14 protein-coding genes are annotated in these 17,840 nt (G+C 74.3%); 6 read left to right on the top strand and 8 right to left on the bottom strand.

Annotated elements, in window-relative coordinates; all coding sequences use genetic code 11:
- Positions 1 to 50 precede the first annotated feature (50 nt).
- Both C1708_RS21380 and C1708_RS21375 read left to right on the top strand, forming a co-directional pair.
- Positions 51 to 1,385 (top strand): hypothetical protein, encoded by a 1,335-nt coding sequence (locus C1708_RS21380; protein WP_106414190.1) that lies wholly within the window; start codon positions 51 to 53, stop codon positions 1,383 to 1,385.
- Between the two features lie 25 nt (positions 1,386 to 1,410).
- Positions 1,411 to 4,041, top strand: coding sequence for a serine/threonine-protein kinase (locus tag C1708_RS21375; protein WP_106414189.1), 2,631 nt, complete (start codon positions 1,411 to 1,413; stop codon positions 4,039 to 4,041).
- On the opposite strand, the gene C1708_RS35170 is transcribed toward C1708_RS21375, so the two are convergent.
- Positions 4,017 to 4,190, bottom strand: a complete 174-nt coding sequence (locus tag C1708_RS35170) for a hypothetical protein (RefSeq protein WP_241911486.1) — start codon at positions 4,188 to 4,190, stop codon at positions 4,017 to 4,019. The genes C1708_RS21375 and C1708_RS35170 overlap by 25 nt on opposite strands.
- Here C1708_RS35170 and C1708_RS21370 point away from each other — a divergent pair.
- The 3 genes from C1708_RS21370 to C1708_RS21360 all read left to right on the top strand — a co-directional run bounded on the left by C1708_RS21370 (position 4,189) and on the right by C1708_RS21360 (position 8,916).
- Entirely contained in the window at positions 4,189 to 5,799 is a 1,611-nt protein-coding gene (locus C1708_RS21370; protein WP_241911456.1) for a protein phosphatase 2C domain-containing protein, read from the top strand. The two genes, C1708_RS35170 and C1708_RS21370, sit on opposite strands and share 2 nt — an antisense overlap.
- Positions 5,800 to 5,959: 160 nt before the next feature.
- Positions 5,960 to 7,342 carry a vWA domain-containing protein gene (locus tag C1708_RS21365; RefSeq protein ID WP_106414187.1) on the top strand — a complete coding sequence of 461 codons (1,383 nt, stop codon included), beginning with the start codon at positions 5,960 to 5,962 and terminating at the stop codon, positions 7,340 to 7,342.
- A gap of 83 nt (positions 7,343 to 7,425) precedes the next feature.
- Positions 7,426 to 8,916, top strand: a complete 1,491-nt coding sequence (locus tag C1708_RS21360) for an FHA domain-containing protein (RefSeq protein WP_106414186.1) — start codon at positions 7,426 to 7,428, stop codon at positions 8,914 to 8,916.
- On the opposite strand, the gene C1708_RS21355 is transcribed toward C1708_RS21360, so the two are convergent.
- Positions 8,897 to 9,895: a methyltransferase domain-containing protein gene (locus tag C1708_RS21355; RefSeq protein ID WP_106414185.1), complete on the bottom strand. Its 999-nt coding sequence runs from the start codon at positions 9,893 to 9,895 to the stop codon at positions 8,897 to 8,899. The genes C1708_RS21360 and C1708_RS21355 overlap by 20 nt on opposite strands.
- 66 nt (positions 9,896 to 9,961) lie before the next feature.
- Between C1708_RS21355 and C1708_RS21350 the strand changes: the two genes are divergently transcribed.
- Positions 9,962 to 10,375, top strand: a complete 414-nt coding sequence (locus tag C1708_RS21350) for a globin (RefSeq protein WP_106414184.1) — start codon at positions 9,962 to 9,964, stop codon at positions 10,373 to 10,375.
- Positions 10,376 to 10,488: 113 nt separating this feature from the next.
- On the opposite strand, the gene C1708_RS21345 is transcribed toward C1708_RS21350, so the two are convergent.
- From C1708_RS21345 to C1708_RS21320, 6 genes are all read right to left on the bottom strand, one after another.
- On the bottom strand, positions 10,489 to 11,154 hold the full coding sequence (locus C1708_RS21345; RefSeq protein ID WP_106414183.1) for a DUF8010 domain-containing protein: 666 nt from the start codon (positions 11,152 to 11,154) through the stop codon (positions 10,489 to 10,491).
- The gene (locus tag C1708_RS21340) at positions 11,151 to 11,576 is read right to left on the bottom strand and encodes an acyl-CoA thioesterase (RefSeq protein WP_106414182.1); all 426 of its coding nucleotides are present in this window, start codon (positions 11,574 to 11,576) and stop codon (positions 11,151 to 11,153) included. Before C1708_RS21340 ends, C1708_RS21345 begins: the two co-directional genes overlap by 4 nt.
- Positions 11,577 to 11,580: 4 nt before the next feature.
- Positions 11,581 to 13,245, bottom strand: coding sequence for an energy-dependent translational throttle protein EttA (gene ettA, locus C1708_RS21335; RefSeq protein WP_106414181.1), 1,665 nt, complete (start codon positions 13,243 to 13,245; stop codon positions 11,581 to 11,583).
- A gap of 261 nt (positions 13,246 to 13,506) precedes the next feature.
- Positions 13,507 to 14,928 (bottom strand): Cys-Gln thioester bond-forming surface protein, encoded by a 1,422-nt coding sequence (locus C1708_RS21330; RefSeq protein WP_106414180.1) that lies wholly within the window; start codon positions 14,926 to 14,928, stop codon positions 13,507 to 13,509.
- Between the two features lie 281 nt (positions 14,929 to 15,209).
- On the bottom strand, positions 15,210 to 15,716 hold the full coding sequence (locus C1708_RS21325; RefSeq protein WP_106414179.1) for a single-stranded DNA-binding protein: 507 nt from the start codon (positions 15,714 to 15,716) through the stop codon (positions 15,210 to 15,212).
- A gap of 274 nt (positions 15,717 to 15,990) precedes the next feature.
- On the bottom strand, positions 15,991 to 17,838 hold the full coding sequence (locus tag C1708_RS21320; RefSeq protein WP_106414178.1) for a YfjP family GTPase: 1,848 nt from the start codon (positions 17,836 to 17,838) through the stop codon (positions 15,991 to 15,993).
- Between the last annotated feature and the right edge of the window lie 2 nt (positions 17,839 to 17,840).

Here is a 17,840-nt window from a genome sequence, read left to right as displayed (position 1 = left end):
CCCGAGCCCTCTGAACTCCCCTTGAATTCCCCCGCAGCGAAAGGTGATCGATGGCCGACACGGATCCCGCCGGGCCGGTGCTGGACCGGGACGAGGTGGACCGTGCGCTGGCGCGGCTCGGCGCGGAGCACGAGGCGATCGAGACCTCGCTCCTCGCCCTGCAGGACCACGCGGGCCGACGGTTGCTGGAGGGCGCCCGGCTCACCGGCGTCACCGCCGAGCGGTGGGCGTCCACGGAGGCGGCGATCACGCTGCTGTGGACCTACTTCGACGCGTACACGGACGTGTTGCGCACCGCACGGAACATCCGCGCCCGCCGCCGCTGGTCCAGCCGCGAGGACCTGATGGAGCTGACGGAGCTGCTGCGCGGCGAGCCGGTGACGGTGGCCGGCAGCGCCGCGGCGGCGGCCCCGCACGGCGGTCAGGCCGGTCCGGGCGTGCTCAGCGAGCGCTACTCCCTCGCCGCCCTCGTCGACCGCATGAACGAGCTGTACGCGTCCTCGCTGGACATGGTGGTCGCCGCGGACGCGGTGTGGTCGGCGCTGCCCGCCCGGATCGACCTGCTGTCGGCGGAGCTGCGGCGCACGAGCAGGCTGGCGCACTCGGTCGGGGTGCGCCCGGGCGAGCACCCGGCGGGCGACGACCTGGCGCGGATCACCCGCACGCTGACCAGGCTGCGCGAGCAGGTGGTGTCGGACCCGCTGGCGTTCTGGACGCCGGCGGAGGGCAGTTCGGCGCCGGGCGGCGGGAAGCCCGACACGACGGTGTACGACCGTGAGGCCCGCGCCCTGGAGGACGTGCGCCGCGAGATCGACGCGGTACTGGCGGTCCGGCAGGACGCGGAGCAGCGCATCGTCCGGCTGCGGGACGTGCTGTCGCGCGCCGACCGCACGCTCGCCGAGGCGCGTACCGCGCGCGGCGAGGTGCTGGCGAAGATCGCGGCGACGGAGGTGCCGGTGGTCAGCGGCCCGCCGACGGCGCTGCAGGAGCAGGTGGCGACGGCGGCGGAGTACCGCAGGCACGCCCAGTGGCACCGGCTGTCCCCGCTGCTGGAGTCGCTGGAGCAGCAGGCGGAGGACGAACTGCTGCGCGCCCGCGAGTCGTTGACGGCGGTCACGGCGCCGCTCGCGGTGCGGGCGGAGCTGCGCGGCCGGCTGGACGCGTACAGGGCGAAGGTGTCCCGGCACGGGCTGGCCGAGGACCCGTTGCTGGTGGAGCGGTACGAGAAGGCGCGCCGCATGCTGTGGAGCGCGCCGTGCGACCTGCGTGCGGCCGAGCAGGCGGTGCTGCGCTACCAGCAGGCGGTGGCGGAGCTGCTGGGCGCCTCGCCCGGGGTGCCGGGGCAGGGGGCCGGCCCGGACGAGCGGAGGGGGCCGGGCGCGTGAGGGACGAGGGGGAGGCGGCCGGAGCATGAGCGAACCGGAGAACCAGGAGTCCGCGGCGTCCGCGGCGCCCCCGCGGGAGCGGTCCGCCTGTCAGCGCCCCGAGTGCGACGGCGCGTACGACGACGTCGGCGGGGGCGAGCTGTACTGCGACACGTGCGGTCTGGCGCCCGTGGTGTCGCCGAAGGGTCTGGTGGTGTCGCCCCCGACGGGCATCACGGCGGGCGGCCACGACGCGCACGGCTCGGCCGGCGCACGTTCGGGCAGCGCACGCGCGGGCGGCAACCGGAGCGGACGCGGCGGCCGCAGTTCCCCTGCGTCGTCCCGGTCGTCCCGGTCGTCGAAGTCGCGCCGCTCGGTGTCCGGGCGCCTGTCCCGTTCGCCGTCGGGCCGGACGGCGGCGGGCCGTTCGGTGTCGGTGCGCAGCTCCGGCCCGGGCGCGGGCGGTTCGGGCCGGGGCCGGCTCGGCGCGGGGCTGGTGCAGGTGCCGCCGATCCCGCGGCCCGATCCGCGGCGGATGGTGCTGGACGCCCCGGAGGTGCCGGAGCGGAAGCGGTTCTGCTCGCGGTCGGACTGCGGGGCGCCGGTGGGCCGGGCCCGCGGTGGCCGGCCGGGCCGCACGGAGGGCTTCTGCACCAAGTGCGGCCACCCGTACTCGTTCGTGCCGAAGCTGCGCCCCGGAGACGTGGTGCACGGCCAGTACGAGGTGGCGGGCTGTCTGGCGCACGGCGGGCTCGGCTGGATCTACCTGGCCGTGGACCGGGCCGTGTCCGACCGCTGGGTGGTCCTCAAGGGCCTGCTCGACACGGGCGACCAGGACGCGATGGCGGCGGCCATCTCGGAGCGCCGCTTCCTCGCGGAGATCGAGCACGCCAACATCGTGCGGATCTACAACTTCGTCGAGCACCTGGACCAGCGCACCGGCTCCCTCGACGGCTACATCGTCATGGAGTACGTCGGCGGCAAGTCGCTGAAGGAGATCGCCAACGCCCGCCGCACACCGGAGGGCCGGCGCGACCCGCTGCCGGTGGAGCAGGCGTGCGCGTACGGCATCGAGGCACTGGAGGCGCTCGGGCATCTGCACAGCCGCAACCTGCTGTACTGCGACTTCAAGGTCGACAACGCCCTCCAGACCGAGGACCAGCTGAAGCTGATCGACATGGGTGCGGTGCGCCGCATGGACGACGACGAGTCGGCCATCTACGGCACGGTCGGCTACCAGGCGCCGGAGGTCGCCGAGGCCGGCCCGTCGGTGGCGTCCGACCTGTACACGGTCGCCCGCACGCTGGCCGTCCTCACCTTCGACTTCCAGGGCTGCACCAACGTCTACGCGGACTGTCTGCCCGACCCGGACACCATCGAGGTGTTCCGGCGGTACGAGTCCTTCTACCGGCTGCTGGTGCGTGCCACGGACCCGGACCCGGCGCGCCGGTTCGCCTCCGCGCAGGAGATGGCCGAACAGCTGACGGGGGTGCTGCGGGAGGTCGTCTCGCTCCGGTCGGGGCAGGCGTGCCCGGCGCTGTCCACCTTGTTCGGGCCGGAACCGCGGGTGACGGACACGGAGTTGTTCCCTGAACCGGACGGTGACGTGTCCCGGCTGGGCGCCCGGCGTCCCCGGACCCTCACCCGCAGGGGCGCGTCCGCCCTGGTGTCCGGCGCGCAGACCCCGGCGGCCCTCGCTCCCGCGCCCCACGCGCCCGGCGCCCCCGCCTCCCTCGTCCGGCCCGTGGACTGCCCCGCGGCCGCCCTCGCGCTGCCCGTCCCGCACGTCCAGCCGACCGACCCCGACGCCGGTTTCCTCGCCGGTCTGCTGGCGTCCGCGCCCGCCGAACTGATCCACGCGCTGGCCGCCGCGCCCGACCCGTCGACCGAGACACGGCTGCGCGGGGTGCGGGCCCGGCTGGAGACGGGCGAGTGGGCGACCGCGCTGGAGGCGCTGGGCGCGCTGGAGGCCGAGGACCCCGACGACTGGCGGGTGGTCTGGTACCGGGGCGTGGCCGCGCTCGTCACCGGCGACCACGAGGGCGCGGCGCTCGCCTTCGACGCGATCTACGACGCCTTCCCCGGTGAGATCGCGCCGAAGCTGGCGCTGGGCCTGTGCGCGGAGGTGCTGGGCCAACTGGACAACGCGGCCGAGTACTACCGCCTGGTGTGGGTCACCGACCCGAGCCACGTCAGCGCCGCGTTCGGGCTGGCCCGGGTGCGGCTGGCGGCCGGCGACCGGCACGGCGCCGTACGGACGCTGGAGTCGGTGCCGGAGTCCTCCATCCACTACACCGCCGCCCGCGTGGCGGCGGTCCGGGCGCGGCTGCGGGGGCGCACGGCCACCGCCGCCGACACGCCGTTCCTGGACGACCTGACCGCCGCCGCCGGACAGGTCGAGGCCCTGGAGTCGTACGGTCTGGATCCGGCGCGCCGCGAGCTGTTGACGGCGGAGGTCCTCGGTTGCGGACTGGACTGGGTACTCTCCGGGGGCCAGGGTTCCGCTCCTCCCGCCGCCGGGGGGCGGACGCTGCTCGGCAGCGGCCTGGACGAGCGTGGCCTGCGCTTCGGCCTGGAGCGCTCGTACCGCACGCTGGCCCGGCTGGCGCGCAGCGGCGAGGAGAGGATCGACCTGGTGGAACGTGCCAATCGTTACCGCCCCCGGACGTGGGTGTAGTTGATGTCGCAGATGCCCCAGCAGGCCGCGTTGTCGAAATGCCCGAGCTGCGAGGAGCCCCTCGAGTCGGGTGATCGTTTCTGCGGCGCGTGCGGATACGACCTGTCGGCCGTCCCGGCGCGGCCGGTGGACGAACCGACGATCGCCATGAACGGCGCGGTGCCGCCACAGTCGGCGCGCCCCGTCCCGCCGCCCCCGCCCGCTCCGCCCACCTGGCCCGCCCCCACCCCGGGCACGGTCCCCCCGTCCCCCCGTCCCTCCGAGGTCCGAGGCCCGGCGCCGGGCGGCGGCGCCCCGACGGCGGACGCGCCCGCGTACCGGGGGCCGTCCGGCCCGCACGCGGCCCCGGGCGCACCGACGCCCGGCGCGAGCCCTGCCGCGCCCGGTCCGCACGCCGCGCCCCCGGGGACATCGACACCCGGCACCCCGACGGCGGACGCAGCCGCGAACCCGGCGGCTGCCGGCCCGTACGCGCCGACCGCCGGCCCGTACCCGGCGGGGACCGGTCCGCACGCCGCGCCCGCGGGCGCACCGACGGCAGGCGATCCCGCGCACCCGACGGCACCTGACCCGCACCGTGCGGGAACCGGTCCGCACGCCGCGGTCCCGGGCGTGCCCGCGACCGGTGCCCCCTCCCCCGGTGTCCGGCTCGACCGGCGGGCCCAGGCGGAGGCGGCCGACGGCGGGGCTTCCGTGACGGACGGGACGGACCTCGCGGCACCCGCCCGTCAACCGGCCCAGCAACCGGCCCAACCGGCCCAACCGGCCCAACCGGCCCAACCGGCCCAACCGGACGAATACCCCCTGCAGGCGCCCGATCCGCGCGTGGCGGTCGAGGCGCCCGCCGTGTGTGTGGCGTGCCGGGCCGGCCGGGTGGACGACGACGGCTACTGCGAGAACTGCGGCCACGCACAACCACGCGAACGGGACCACATGGAACAGGAATGCGGCCCCGTGGCCGCGGTCAGCGACCGCGGCCTGCGGCATCACCGCAACGAGGACGCCTTCGCCGTCGGCACGACCACGCTGCCCGACGGCTCCCCGGTGTCCGTGGCGGTCGTCTGCGACGGCGTCTCCTCGGCGACGCGTCCCGACGAGGCGTCACTCGCCGCCTCCCGCGCGGCGAACGCGTCCCTGCTGGACGCCCTGCCGCGCGGCACCCACCCGCAGCAGGCGATGCACGACGCGATCCTCGCCGCCTCCGAGGCGGTCGACGCGCTGGCCGGTGAGCAGCCCGCGGAGGCCCGCGAGCACGCCCCGCAGCAGAACGCGCCCGCCTGCACGATCGTCGGCGCGGTGGTGACCGCGGGTCTGCTGGTCGTCGGCTGGGTCGGCGACAGCCGGGTGTACTGGGTCCCGGTGGACCGTTCCGGCCCGGCGGCGCGGCTGACCGAGGACGACTCGTGGGCCGCGCAGATGGTCGCCGCGGGGCTGATGGGCGAGGCCGAGGCGTACGCCGACCACCGCGCGCACGCGATCACCGGCTGGCTCGGCGCGGACGCGTACGAACTGGAGCCGCACACCGCGGCGTTCAAGCCGGACCGCCCCGGTGTGGTCGTGGTCTGCACGGACGGCCTGTGGAACTACGCCGAGTCCGCGGACGAGATGGCCGAGGTGGTGCCCGCCGACGCCGCCGCGCGTCCCCTGCACGCCGCCCGCGTCCTGGTCGGTCACGCCCTCGACGGCGGGGGCCACGACAACGTAACAGTGGCGCTGGTGCCGTTCCCGGCCGTCCCCCAGGGGGCAGGATCGGCCTGAGGCCGCGAACCGCGCGCCGAGCGCCCGCATCCGCCCGCCGCATGCGCGTGCCGCGTACGGGGAGCCTCGTACGGGGAAGCTTCAACGGACCGGAGGGGACCGGTCCGTGAGGACGTCGTCGCCCCGCGCCGTCGGGGCACCGGAGGGGGAGCGACCAGGCATGGCCAGATTCTCGAAATCGAACGTGCCGCAGTTCTCGGTGGACGTGTACCAGAACGAGTACCTGCCGGAGGGGGGCCGCGAGGTCAACGCGGTGGTGACGGTCACCGCGACCGGTGGCGGCACCGTCGGCAGCGCGGTGACGGCGCCGCACCTGTACGCGCCGGGTGAGGGCCCGTCGGCGGCGGTGGTCCTGATGGTCGACTGCTCGGGCTCGATGGACTACCCGCCGACCAAGATGCGCAACGCGCGGGACGCCACAGCCGCGGCGATCGACACCCTGCGCGACGGCATGCGCTTCGCGGTCGTCGGCGGCACCCACCTGGCGCGCGAGGTGTTCCCGGGCGACGGCCGGCTCGCGGTGGCCGGTCCGGAGAGCCGGGAGCAGGCCAAGCAGGCGCTGCGGAAGCTGAGCGCGGGCGGCGGCACGGCGATCGGGACGTGGCTGCGGCGCGCCGACCGGCTGCTGGCGTCGGCGGACGTGGCGATCCGGCACGGCATCCTGCTCACCGACGGCCGCAACGAGCACGAGTCGCCGGAGGAGCTGCAGGCGGCCCTGGACGCCTGCGCGGGACGGTTCACCTGTGACGCCCGCGGCGTGGGCACCGACTGGGAAGTGAAAGAAGTCACAGGCATCGCCTCGGCCCTCCTCGGCACCGCCGACATCGTCGCCGACCCGGCCGGTCTCGCCGCCGACTTCACGCGGATGATGGAGGCGGCGATGGGCAAGGAGGTCGCGGACGTCTGGCTGCGTCTGTGGACCCCGGCCGGCGCCACCGTGACGTTCGTCAAGCAGGTCGCGCCGACGGTGGAGGAGCTGACCGGGAGACGCACCGAGGCGGGCCCCCGCGCGGGCGACTACCCGCTCGGTTCCTGGGGTGACGAGTCCCGTGACTACCACCTCTGCGTGGCGGTACCGCCCGCCGCCGTGGGCCAGGAGATGCTGGCGGCCCGCGTCTCGCTGGTGATCCCGCGCCCTGGGGGCGCCTCCCGCTCGAGCGCAGCCGGGAGCGGGGGAGGCGGCGTGCAGAACCTCGGCGCGCAGGGCCTCGTGCGCGCCGTGTGGACGGACGACCTGGCCGCGTCGACGTCGATCAACCCCCAGGTCGCCCACTACACGGGCCAGGCCGAACTGGCGGAAGTCATCCAGGAAGGGATGGATCTGCGCAAAGCGGGAGACAGGGACGGGGCAACGGCCAAACTGGGCCGTGCCGTTCAGCTCGCGAGTGCGTCCGGCAACGCGGATACTGCGAAACTGCTTTCGAAGGTGGTGGACGTCGTGGACGCCGCGACCGGTACTGTGCGACTGAAGGCGAAGGTCGAGGAGGCCGACGAGATGACACTCGAGACACGGTCGACCAAGACTGTTCGTGTAAAGAAATGATCTGCAAGTAAACGAGCCCGACCCTCAGGGGTTGGAGAAACCCGGTCGGAAGCGACCGGAAAAGGAGAGGGGGAAGCGCCGACATGCCGACCTGCCCGAACGGACACCAGTCGGGTTCCGACGACTGGTGCGAGGTGTGCGGTCACCGCATGGCGGGTGCCGTGCCTCCACCTCCTCCCCCGCCGCCGGCGCCCGGTGGCGGCGGCTACGGCTTCCCGCCTCCCGGCGGCCCCGGAGGCCAGGGCGGTCCCGGCGGCCAGGGCGGTCCCGGTGGCGGCTTCGGCGGCCCGGGCGGCGGTCCGGGGGGTCCCGGCGGCGGCTACGGGAGTCCGGGTGGCCCGGGCGGCCCCGGCACGCAGCCGGAGCTGTGCCCGCAGTGCCGCACGCCGCGTGAGGGCGGAGCGCCGTTCTGCGAGGAGTGCCGGTGGAACTTCCTCACCAACACGGCGACCTCGTACACCCCGGCCGCCCCTCGCCCGCCGGCCCCCGGCCCTGGCGGCCACGGTGGTCCCGGCGGTCACACCGGCCCCGGTGGTCCTGGCGGCCCCGGTGGCCCCGGTGGCCCCGGTGGCCCCGGTGGCCCTGGTGGCCCCTACGGGCAGCAGCAGCCCGGTCCGTCGTACGGCGGCCGTGACGGGTTCGACTACCAGGGTTCGCGTCCCTCGCAGGTGAACCGGCCCGCCGAGCCGATCCCGCCGGGCCCGCCCGGCTTCGGCGGCGAGCCCTCGCGCCCGGTCCCGCCCCCGCCCGGCCCCGGCGGCCACGGCAACCCGGGCGGTCCCGGCGGCCACGGCAACCCGGGCGGTCCCGGCGGTCACGGCAACCCGGGCGGCCCCGGCGGCCCTGGTGGTCCGCACGGCCCCGGTGCCCCGCAGGCGTTCCGCTCCGGTCCCCCGGCCCCTCCCGGTTTCCCGCAGGAGACCGGCCGCCCGCCGCAGGAGACCGGCCGCCCGCCGCAGGGCGGCGGCCCGTCCTACGGCGGCGGTGAGGACGACTGGATGATCCCCCCGCCGGCCGGCGGCCAGGGTGGCCCCGGTGGTCCCGGCGGCCCTGGCGGTCCGCACGGCCCCGGCGGGCACGGCGGTTACGGCTACCCGCAGCCCGGCGGCACCCAGGCCCCGCCCGGCCCCGGCGGCTTCCCGCAGCAGCCGCGGCAGCAGCAGGGCCCGGTCACCTGGACCGCCACCATCGGCCCGGACCGCGAGTACTTCATGGCGATGATGCAGCGCTCCGGCCCCGAGGCCGCCGGCCTGAACCTGCCCGCGTACTCGCCCGAGCAGCAGCGCACGCTCACCGGCAACCAGATCACCATCGGCCGCCGCCGGCACTCCACCGGCGACACCCCCGACATCGATCTGTCCACCCCGCCGGAGGACCCGGGCGTCTCGCACCAGCACGCGGTGCTGGTGCAGCAGCCGGACGGCAGCTGGGCGGTCGTCGACCAGAACTCGACGAACGGCACGACGGTCAACGGCTCCGAGGAGCCGATCCAGCCGTTCGTCCCGGTCCCGCTGCAGGACGGCGACCGGGTCCACGTGGGCGCCTGGACGACGATCACCATCCGCCGGGGCTGAGCGCCGGCAACGGCCAGACGTACCTCCCGCCGGGGTCGTCCAGCCAGGCCCGGCCGCCCTCGGCGTCGACGGTCAGGCCGTAGCGTTCACGCTGCGGCCTGCCCTCGCGCTCCCACAGCTCGTACGCCTCGCGCGGGCCGAGCACCCCGGCGGTCAGCTCCAGCAGGAACCGGAACAGGTCGCTCCTGCGGGCCGCGGACGGCAGTCCCTCCGGGACCGGCGGCTCCGGCGGGGGCGGGCCCGCGCCCCGCAGCGGCACGAAGTAGGCGGGCGTGCGCAGGAAGCCTCCCTCGGCGTGGTCCGCGTCGCGCACGGTCAGTGCGATCAGCCCGGTGGCGTACGGGCCGAGGACCACCCCGCCGGGACGGCACTGGGCGAGCCAGGCGCGCGGCACGGACGGCAGCGCGCAGGTGGCGATGATCCGGTCGTAGGGCGCGCGTGCCGGAACCCCGCGCGCCCCGTCGCCGGTGACGACGGCCGGACGGTGTCCGGCGGCCTGGAGGTGGCGGCGGGCCGCCTCGGTGATCTCCGGGTCCACGTCGACCGTGGTGACCAGGCCGTCGTCGCCGAGCCGGTGGCAGAGCAGGGCGGCGTTGTACCCGCTGCCGGTGCCGATCTCCAGCACCCGGTGGCCGTCCCCGACGCGCAGCCCGGCCAGCATCATCGCCATGAGGGAGGGCTGGCTGCTGGAGGAGAGCAGGTCGCCGTCGCGCATCCGGATCGCCAGCGGGGCGTCCTCGTACGCACCGCGCAGCCACCGCTCGCGCGCGGCCGGATCGGGGTGCTCGCACCAGCGGCGCTCGTACCCGCCGGCGACGCCCACGTAGTAGTACGGCACGAACAGATGGCGCGGCACGGCGGCGAACGCCTCCCGCCACACCGGATCCGCCTCGAAGGCGCCGCTCGCCTCGATCTCCCGCACCAGCGCCGCCCGCGCCGCGCGGGCGAGGTTCTCACCGCTCTCCGGGTGCCCGTCCACCCCTCCACCGTAGGCCGGTGGGCGGGGGTCCTAGGCCTTGAGTCCTATGCCGTGGCGTCTGAGACCATGGACGGCGTGACAGAGATTCGGCGCGGCACGCTGCAGGAGCAGACCTTTTACGAGCAGGTCGGCGGGGAGGAGACCTTCCGCCGGCTCGTCCACCGTTTCTACCAGGGAGTGGCGGAGGATCCGCTGCTGCGGCCCATGTACCCGGAGGAGGACCTGGGTCCGGCCGAGGAGCGGCTGGCGCTGTTCCTCATGCAGTACTGGGGCGGTCCGACCACCTACAGCGAGAACCGGGGCCATCCGCGGCTGCGGATGCGGCACGTCCCGTTCAAGGTCGACCGGGCGGCGCACGACGCGTGGCTGAAGCACATGCGGGACGCCGTGGACGAGCTGGGGCTGTCCGAGGATCACGAGCAGACCCTGTGGAAGTACCTGACCTACGCGGCCGCCTCCATGGTCAACTCCCCGGACTGAGCGGGCCACGCCCCTCAGGGGAGCCGCACCGCATCGCGGTCCGCCCGGACGGCAGCGGGCGGGAGCGGAAGGGTGCGGGAGCGGAAGGGTGCGGGAGCGGAAGGGTGCGGGCGTCAGCGGACGCTGAGTCCGAGGGCGCCCACGCCCGCCCGCCGCACCGCGACCGATCCGTACGGCGTCCGCAGCCGCAGCCACGCCCCGGACGAGAACAGCGCCTGGTCCTCGCCCCGCAGGAACCCGAGTGACTGCGCCGCGTGCACGGCGCGCACGGGCAGACCGGTGTCCGCGACCGCGCGCGACCATATCTCCCGCCCGATCCGGTCGAGCTCGGCCCGGGTGCGCTGCTCGGGCGCCAGCCCTTCGGTGCGGGCGCGGAACTCGGCGACCGACGCGGCGACGACCCCGCGCAGCCGCGCGGGGTCCGGCAGACCGGGCTCGGCACGCCAGCCGCCGCGCGGCGGGAGCACCCCGGCCCACGGCGGCCCGGTGACCGCGCCCGGCACCGCGGCGGTGGCGGCGGACTCGTCCACCGACTCCAGCAGCTCACCGGCGGAGACGGTCACGTCCAGCACGGCGTCGAGCCCGTTCTCGTACGGCTTGGCCAGCCGCACGGCGCGGATCGCCAGCACCTCGAACGAGGGGGGCCGGCCGAACACCGCGAGCGCCGTCCCGGCCGCCTGGAGACGGACGGCGGCGCCGCGGTCGTAGTGCAGCAGCCGGGACAGGAAGGCCGCGAGATCCGCGGCCTCCCCCTCGTCGGCGAGGTGGAGCACCGTCATGCGGCGACGGCCTCCTCCTTGTCACCGGCGGTGGCGTCGTCCGTGTACTCCTCGAGGAACGCCCGTTCCTCCGCGGTGAGCCGCCGGGGACGCTGTGCCTCGAAGTCGAACGGCACGATCACCGTCGACGCGCGGACGTAGACCAGGTCGTCGTCCTTCACCTCGTAGGTGAGGGTGAAGGACGCCGCCCTGATCTCCGTGACCCACAGCTCGATGTCGACCGGGTGGTGCCGGTGCACGAGCTGCCGCTTGTAGTCGATCTCGTGGCGCGCCACCACGGACCCCTGCTGGAAGTCCTTCTCCGGGCGGAACAGGAAGTCGATGCGCGCCTCCTCCAGATAGCGGAGGAACACCACGTTGTTGACGTGGCCGTACGCGTCCATGTCCGCCCAGCGCAGCGGGCAGCGGTAGATGTGCCGCAAGAGATCAGCCCCGGGTCAGCTTCTTGTAGGTGGCGCGGTGCGGACGCGCGGCGTCCGGGCCGAGCCGCTCGACCTTGTTCTTCTCGTACGACTCGAAGTTGCCCTCGAACCAGAACCACTTGGAGTCGCCCTCGTAGGCCAGGATGTGCGTGGCCACGCGGTCGAGGAACCACCGGTCGTGGGAGACGACCACGGCGCAGCCGGGGAACTCCAGCAGCGCGTTCTCCAGGGAGGAGAGCGTCTCGACGTCGAGGTCGTTGGTCGGCTCGTCGAGGAGCAGCAGGTTGCCGCCCTGCTTGAGGGTGAGCGCGAGGTTGAGGCGGTTGCGCTCACCGCCGGAGAGCACACCGGCCGGCTTCTGCTGGTCCGGGCCCTTGAAGCCGAACGCGGACACGTACGCCCGGCTCGGCATCTCGACCTGGCCGACGTTGATGTAGTCGAGGCCGTCGGAGACGACCTCCCACAGCGTCTTCTTCGCGTCGATGTTCTCGCGGCTCTGGTCGACGTACGAGATCTTGACCGTGTCGCCGACCTTGATCGTCCCGGAGTCGGGCTGCTCGATGCCCTGGATCATCTTGAACAGCGTGGTCTTGCCGGCGCCGTTCGGGCCGATGACGCCGACGATGCCGTTGCGCGGGAGGGTGAAGCTGAGGTCGTCGATGAGGAGCTTGTCGCCGAAGCCCTTGGTGAGGTTGCTGACCTCCACGACGACGTTGCCCAGACGCGGACCCGGCGGGATCTGGATCTCCTCGAAGTCCAGCTTCCGCATCTTGTCGGCCTCGGCGGCCATCTCCTCGTACCGCGCGAGACGGGCCTTGGACTTGGCCTGCCGTCCCTTGGCGTTGGAGCGGACCCACTCCAGCTCTTCCTTGAGGCGCTTCTGCCGCTTGGCGTCCTTCTGCCCCTCGACCTTGAGGCGGGCGGCCTTGGTCTCGAGGTACTTGGAGTAGTTGCCCTCGTAGCCGTGCAGCCGGCCGCGGTCGACCTCGCAGATCCACCCGGCGACGTTGTCGAGGAAGTACCGGTCGTGGGTGACGGCCACGACGGTGCCCTCGTACTTGGCGAGGTGCTGCTCCAGCCAGTTCACCGACTCGGCGTCGAGGTGGTTGGTGGGCTCGTCGAGCAGCAGCAGGTCGGGCTGCTCCAGCAGCAGCTTGCACAGCGCGACGCGGCGCTTCTCACCACCGGAGAGGTTGGTGACGGGCCAGTCGCCGGGCGGGCAGCCGAGGGCGTCCATGGCCTGCTCGAGCTGGGCGTCGAGGTCCCAGGCGTTCGCGTGGTCCAGTTCCTCCTGCAGCTTGCCCATCTCTTCGAGCAGCGCGTCGGAGTAGTCGGTGGCCATCTGCTCGGCGATCTCGTTGAACCGGTCGAGCTTGCCCTTGACCTCGGCGACGCCGTCCTGCACGTTCTCCAGGACGGTCTTCGACTCGTCCAGCGGCGGCTCCTGGAGCAGGATGCCGACGCTGTAGCCGGGCGTCAGGAACGCGTCACCGTTCGAGGGCTGCTCCAGCCCCGCCATGATCTTCAGAACGGTCGACTTACCGGCACCGTTCGGGCCGACGACACCGATCTTCGCCCCGGGGTAGAAGCTCAGGGTGACGTCGTCGAGGATCACCTTGTCGCCGTGCGCTTTGCGCGCCTTGCGCATGGTGTAAATGAACTCAGCCAAGAGAAACCGTCCGGCAACTTGAAATCTGGCAGTGGGCAGATACACCCCATCTTGCCCGACCGCCACCCCTGGGGGGAAACCCGTTCCGCCGGACCCCTCTGACCTGAGGTTTCGCCCGGCCGCCGCGTCAGGACACCGACACGCTCCGCAACCGCGGGCGGACCTCGGCTCCGAGGTGCGTCGCGCCGCTTCGACATGTCCGTCGGCGCCGGCGGGCTCACCGCCGTCCTCCGCGGCTGAGCCCGCACCCGCCCGCGTCCGTCAGCCGTTGCGGCCGGAGGCGTCCTGCCGCTGGCGAGTGATGACCAGGCCCGCTCCGCCGAGGACGACCAGGGCTATCGCGGTACCGGCGATCCACGGAGTGGCGCTGGAGGCGCCGGTCGCGGCGAGGTTGGTCTCGGTGACCGGGGCGGCCAGCGGGGTCGGCGTCGGACCCGTGAGGGTCTGGGTCGTCGTGCCCACCTCGGCGGCCCGGGTGCGGCAGTCGAGCATCCCGGTGAAACGCTGCTGGAACCCGTCCGGTCCCTCGACGGTGAAGTCGTACGGCTGGTCCTCGTTCAGCGGCACCGTCACCGTGTCGGAGGCGCCGGCCGCGACGGTGTGCTCCGAGCCCGCCAGCTCGAACGTCAGCGGGGCGTCACCCCGGTTGGCGACGGTGACGTCCACACCGCCCTTGGCGCAGTTCTCGCGGGCCGAGACCGCCGGTATCGCACCTTCCTCCGTCCAGCTCGCGCCGGCCGTCGCCGAGACGGTCGACTCGCTGGACCCGGCCAGGATCTGCGTCTGGCTGCGGCTCTCGGAGACGAAGGCACGGCCCACCGGCACGCTCGTCGTCGCCTGCACGGTCAGCTGGGCGGTGCCCGCCTCCGCGTCCTGAGGGACCTCGACGAACAGCTTGCCGCCGTTGCGGGCGGTCGTGACCGGCTCACCGTCGGCGTCCACGATCCGTATGCCGGAGGTCGCGGCGTCGGCCGGCGGGGAGACCGTCACGCCGGCCGCGTCGGTGCGGACCGTGACCGGGCCGAGCCTCTCGCCCGGACGGCCGGCGACGACCGGCGGGTCCAGGGTCAGCGACGCCTGGGGCTCCGCCACGTTCCGCGCCTTCTTCTCGAGGTAGTCGGCGAGCTGCTCGGCCTGCGGGTCGAGCGCCTCGACGTCCACGTCGTCGGAGTGGCGCCATATCGCCACCTGGGTGCCGGCCGCCGCGTCCTGCTCGGTGAGCTGGCCCCGCACGCCCGCCTTCTTCGTGAGCGCCGCCAGGTCGTTCACCTGCGGGTAGGAGTGCTCGAGGATCCAGAGGATCCGGCCGGCGTCCTCGTTGGCGCCGAGGGAGGTGCCGCTCCAGGAGGTCTCGTGGTACTTGGCGTCCTGCTGGGTGGGGGTGTGGATGTCGACGCAGTAGGTGTGCAGCATGCCGCCGCCCTCGACGGACAGCTCGAACAGCCCCGCCGAGACCTGGGTGTCGCCGGCGGGCCCGTGGATGACGGCGGCGCCGTACGTCTTGAGTCCGTCGATGGTGGCGGCCGCTCCGTTGTGCTGCGGCATCGTTCCGGTGTCACCTGCGGTGGCCGTCCCCGCACCGGCGAGCACGGTGGTGGCGACGAGTCCCGTCACCAGCGTCCCCGCTGCGAGGCGGGCCGACCCACGTCCGCGCAGACGCCGCGCGGAGAACGAAACAGACACCGAATTCCCTTCCGAGCAGGACCCGTTGACGTGGGGGGGGCGGTCCCACCAGCAGAATCTCCGGCTCCGGGGACCCCCGGAGCCATGCCCGGCATCCTAAGGAGCCGTCGGACAGCGCTTGCCGGTGATCGCGCCGGAGCGATGATCCGAATCGGAATCGTTATCGCTGGAGCGACGCCGAACAGGGCTTGTCGACAAATCCACGCGGGACGGTTCGGTGCGCACCCGCTGATAAGCCCCGGTTCGGACAGTGGCCGTACCGGAGGCCGCCACCCCTGAGCTCACGTCATCACGGCTACCTGCGGCCGTAGTTGTGGCGCGTCGCCGCTCTCCGCGTCGGCTCCGGTCGTCCCGTCGGCCGGTGGTGACGACGCCGGGTCCGTCTCCCAGGCGGGCTCGGGGCGGTCCGGCGCGGGGGTGGTCTCCGGGCGGGGCGCGCGGCGGAAGGCGGTGGTGCCGCGGGCGAGGTCGTGCCCGATGGACACCGCGTCGATGTCCGCCGACATCCAGCCGGGCTGCCCCTCCCGTGTCTCCGTACGCACCTTCAGCCGGCCCTGCACGACCACCGGTTCGCCCACCGACAGGGACGCCGCGGCGTTGGCGGCGAGCTGCCGGCTGGCCCACACCGTGAAGAAGTTGGTGTGTCCGTCGGCCCAGGCGCTCTTCTCCCGGTCCCAGTAGCGCGCGGTGACCGCGATCCTGAACCTCGCCGACGGCCCGGAGACCGTCTCCCGGTACACCGGCCGCGTCGCCACGTTGCCCACCACGCACACCATCGTCTCGTTCATCGCGTTTCCCTCCCTGGTCCGGCCCCCGCCGGCTCTCGCACCGGCACCGGGCGGACACGCGTACGGGCCCGTCCCGTACGGCTGCCGTCTGGCGCGGTGGCCGCGGACCGCCTCGCGATCCGTGGTCACCGCGCCGTCAGACTGCCGCCGCCGGGCCGGGCCCCGCCGAGCGCTGTGGACCACCCCCGCCCTGGGGAAAACTCCGCCACCCGAACGAGCGGCTCGCCGGTCCACAGCCGGACGTGCCGCTCCACAGCCGGAACCGAAGCGCGCCTCAGTGCCCTCCGCCGCCCGCTCCCGCCCCCACCACACGCCCGTACTGCTCCCGCACCTCCCGGTACCGCAGCAGCTCCGCCGCCACCGGGTCCAGCACCCGGGCCCTCCCGCAGCCCGCCGCCGCCTCCCGCAGCCGCCTCTCCGCCTCCAGCCCGTACCTCCGCGCCGGCCCCCGTGCGGCCATCCGGCAGCTCCACTCGATGAACGGTCCGCCCACGATCCCGATGACCATCAGCAGCACCGGCACGCCCAGGTTCGGCGCCATGACGCCGATGATCTGCCCGAGCAGCCACAGCCCGCCCACGAACTGCACGATCGTCATGGCCGCCTGGGCGAGCACGGCCACCGGCCACCACCCCGGCCGCGGCGGCCGCCCCGGCGGCAGTCCCGCCCGTACGGCCAGTTCGTCGAGCGCCTCCGGCAGCCCCTGCGACCCGCGCACCGCCGCCTCACGCACCGCCTGGGCCCACGGCGCGGGCAGCCCGGCGGAGGCCCGGTCGGCGACCGTGCGCACCGCCTGCTCCACCCGCTGCCGTGCGGTGACCTCCTCGTCGGGCTGGCCGCCCAGCGGGACCCGGCCGGTGGTCGGCTCGCGCCGCGCCCGGCACCAGCGCCACAGCCGCAGCCAGGGGGTGCCGCAGGCGCGGTTGGCGTTGCGCAGCCAGGCGCGTTCGGCCGCCTCGCCCGCCGCCGTGGCGCCCACGGCGTTCGCGAGCCGGTCGGAGAACTCCTCCCTGGCCTCCTCGCTCAGCCCGGTGCGCCGGCGCGTGGCGTACACGGGCCACAGGCGGGCGGCGGCGATGTCGACGTCGGCGGAGATCCGGCGGGCGGGGGCCCCGCGCTCGGCCACGAACCGGGCGAGCGCCTCGCGCAGGTCGCCCACCCCGTCCCCGGTGAGCGCCGACAGGGCGAGCACGGTCGTACCGGGTTCGCCGTACTCCCCCAGCACGATGCCGTCCTCGTCGAGGAGCCGCCGCAGGTCGTCCAGGACCTGTTCGGCGGCGTCGCCGGGCAGCCGGTCGATCTGGTTGAGGACGACGAACATGACTTCCGCGTGGGCCGCCATGGGGCGCAGATAGCGCTCGTGCAGCATGGCGTCGGCGTACTTCTCCGGGTCGACGACCCAGATCACCGCGTCGACCAGCCCCAGCATGCGGTCCACCTGCTCGCGGTGCTCCACCGCCGCCGAGTCGTGGTCGGGCAGGTCGACGAGGATGAGTCCGCGCAGCCGCTCGTCGGCGTCCGTCATGGCCTGCAGGGGACGGCGGCGCAGCCGGGGCGGGATGCCGAGGCGCTCGATGAGGCTCGCCGCGCCGTCGCTCCAGCTGCACGCGATGGGGGCGGCGGTGGTGGGCCGCCGTACGCCGGTCTCGGAGATCGGCACCCCGGCCAGCGTGTTGAACAGCTGCGACTTGCCGCTGCCGGTCGCGCCCGCGATGGCGACGACGGTGTGCCGGCCGGAGAGCCGGCGCCGCGCGGCGGCCTCGTCGAGCACGCGTCCCGCCTCGGACAGGGTGCGGTTGTCGAGGCGGGCGCGGGAGAGCCCGACCAGCTCGCGCAGCGCGTCCAGCCGCGAGGCGAGCCGCGGGTCGTACGACAGGGGGGTCACCTTCTGCGGTGCGGAGGCGCGGGGTTCCGCCACGGAGGGCTGCTCCTTCGCCGCGCTGCCGTTCACCCGGCGCGCGATCAGTCCGTCGTCCCAGGCACCGGGGGTGTCACCACGCCCGGAGTGCTCGGAGCGCTCGGAGCCCTCCGAACGCTCACTGTGCTCAGGGTGCGTGGGGTGCGTGGGGTGCGTGGGGTGCTTGGGGTGCTCGGTGTGGTCCTGGTCAGTGACGGCGGTCACCG

This window comes from Streptomyces sp. DH-12, from assembly GCF_002899455.1.
Classification (GTDB): domain Bacteria; phylum Actinomycetota; class Actinomycetes; order Streptomycetales; family Streptomycetaceae; genus Streptomyces.
This window is presented reverse-complemented; position numbering and strand designations above follow the sequence as displayed.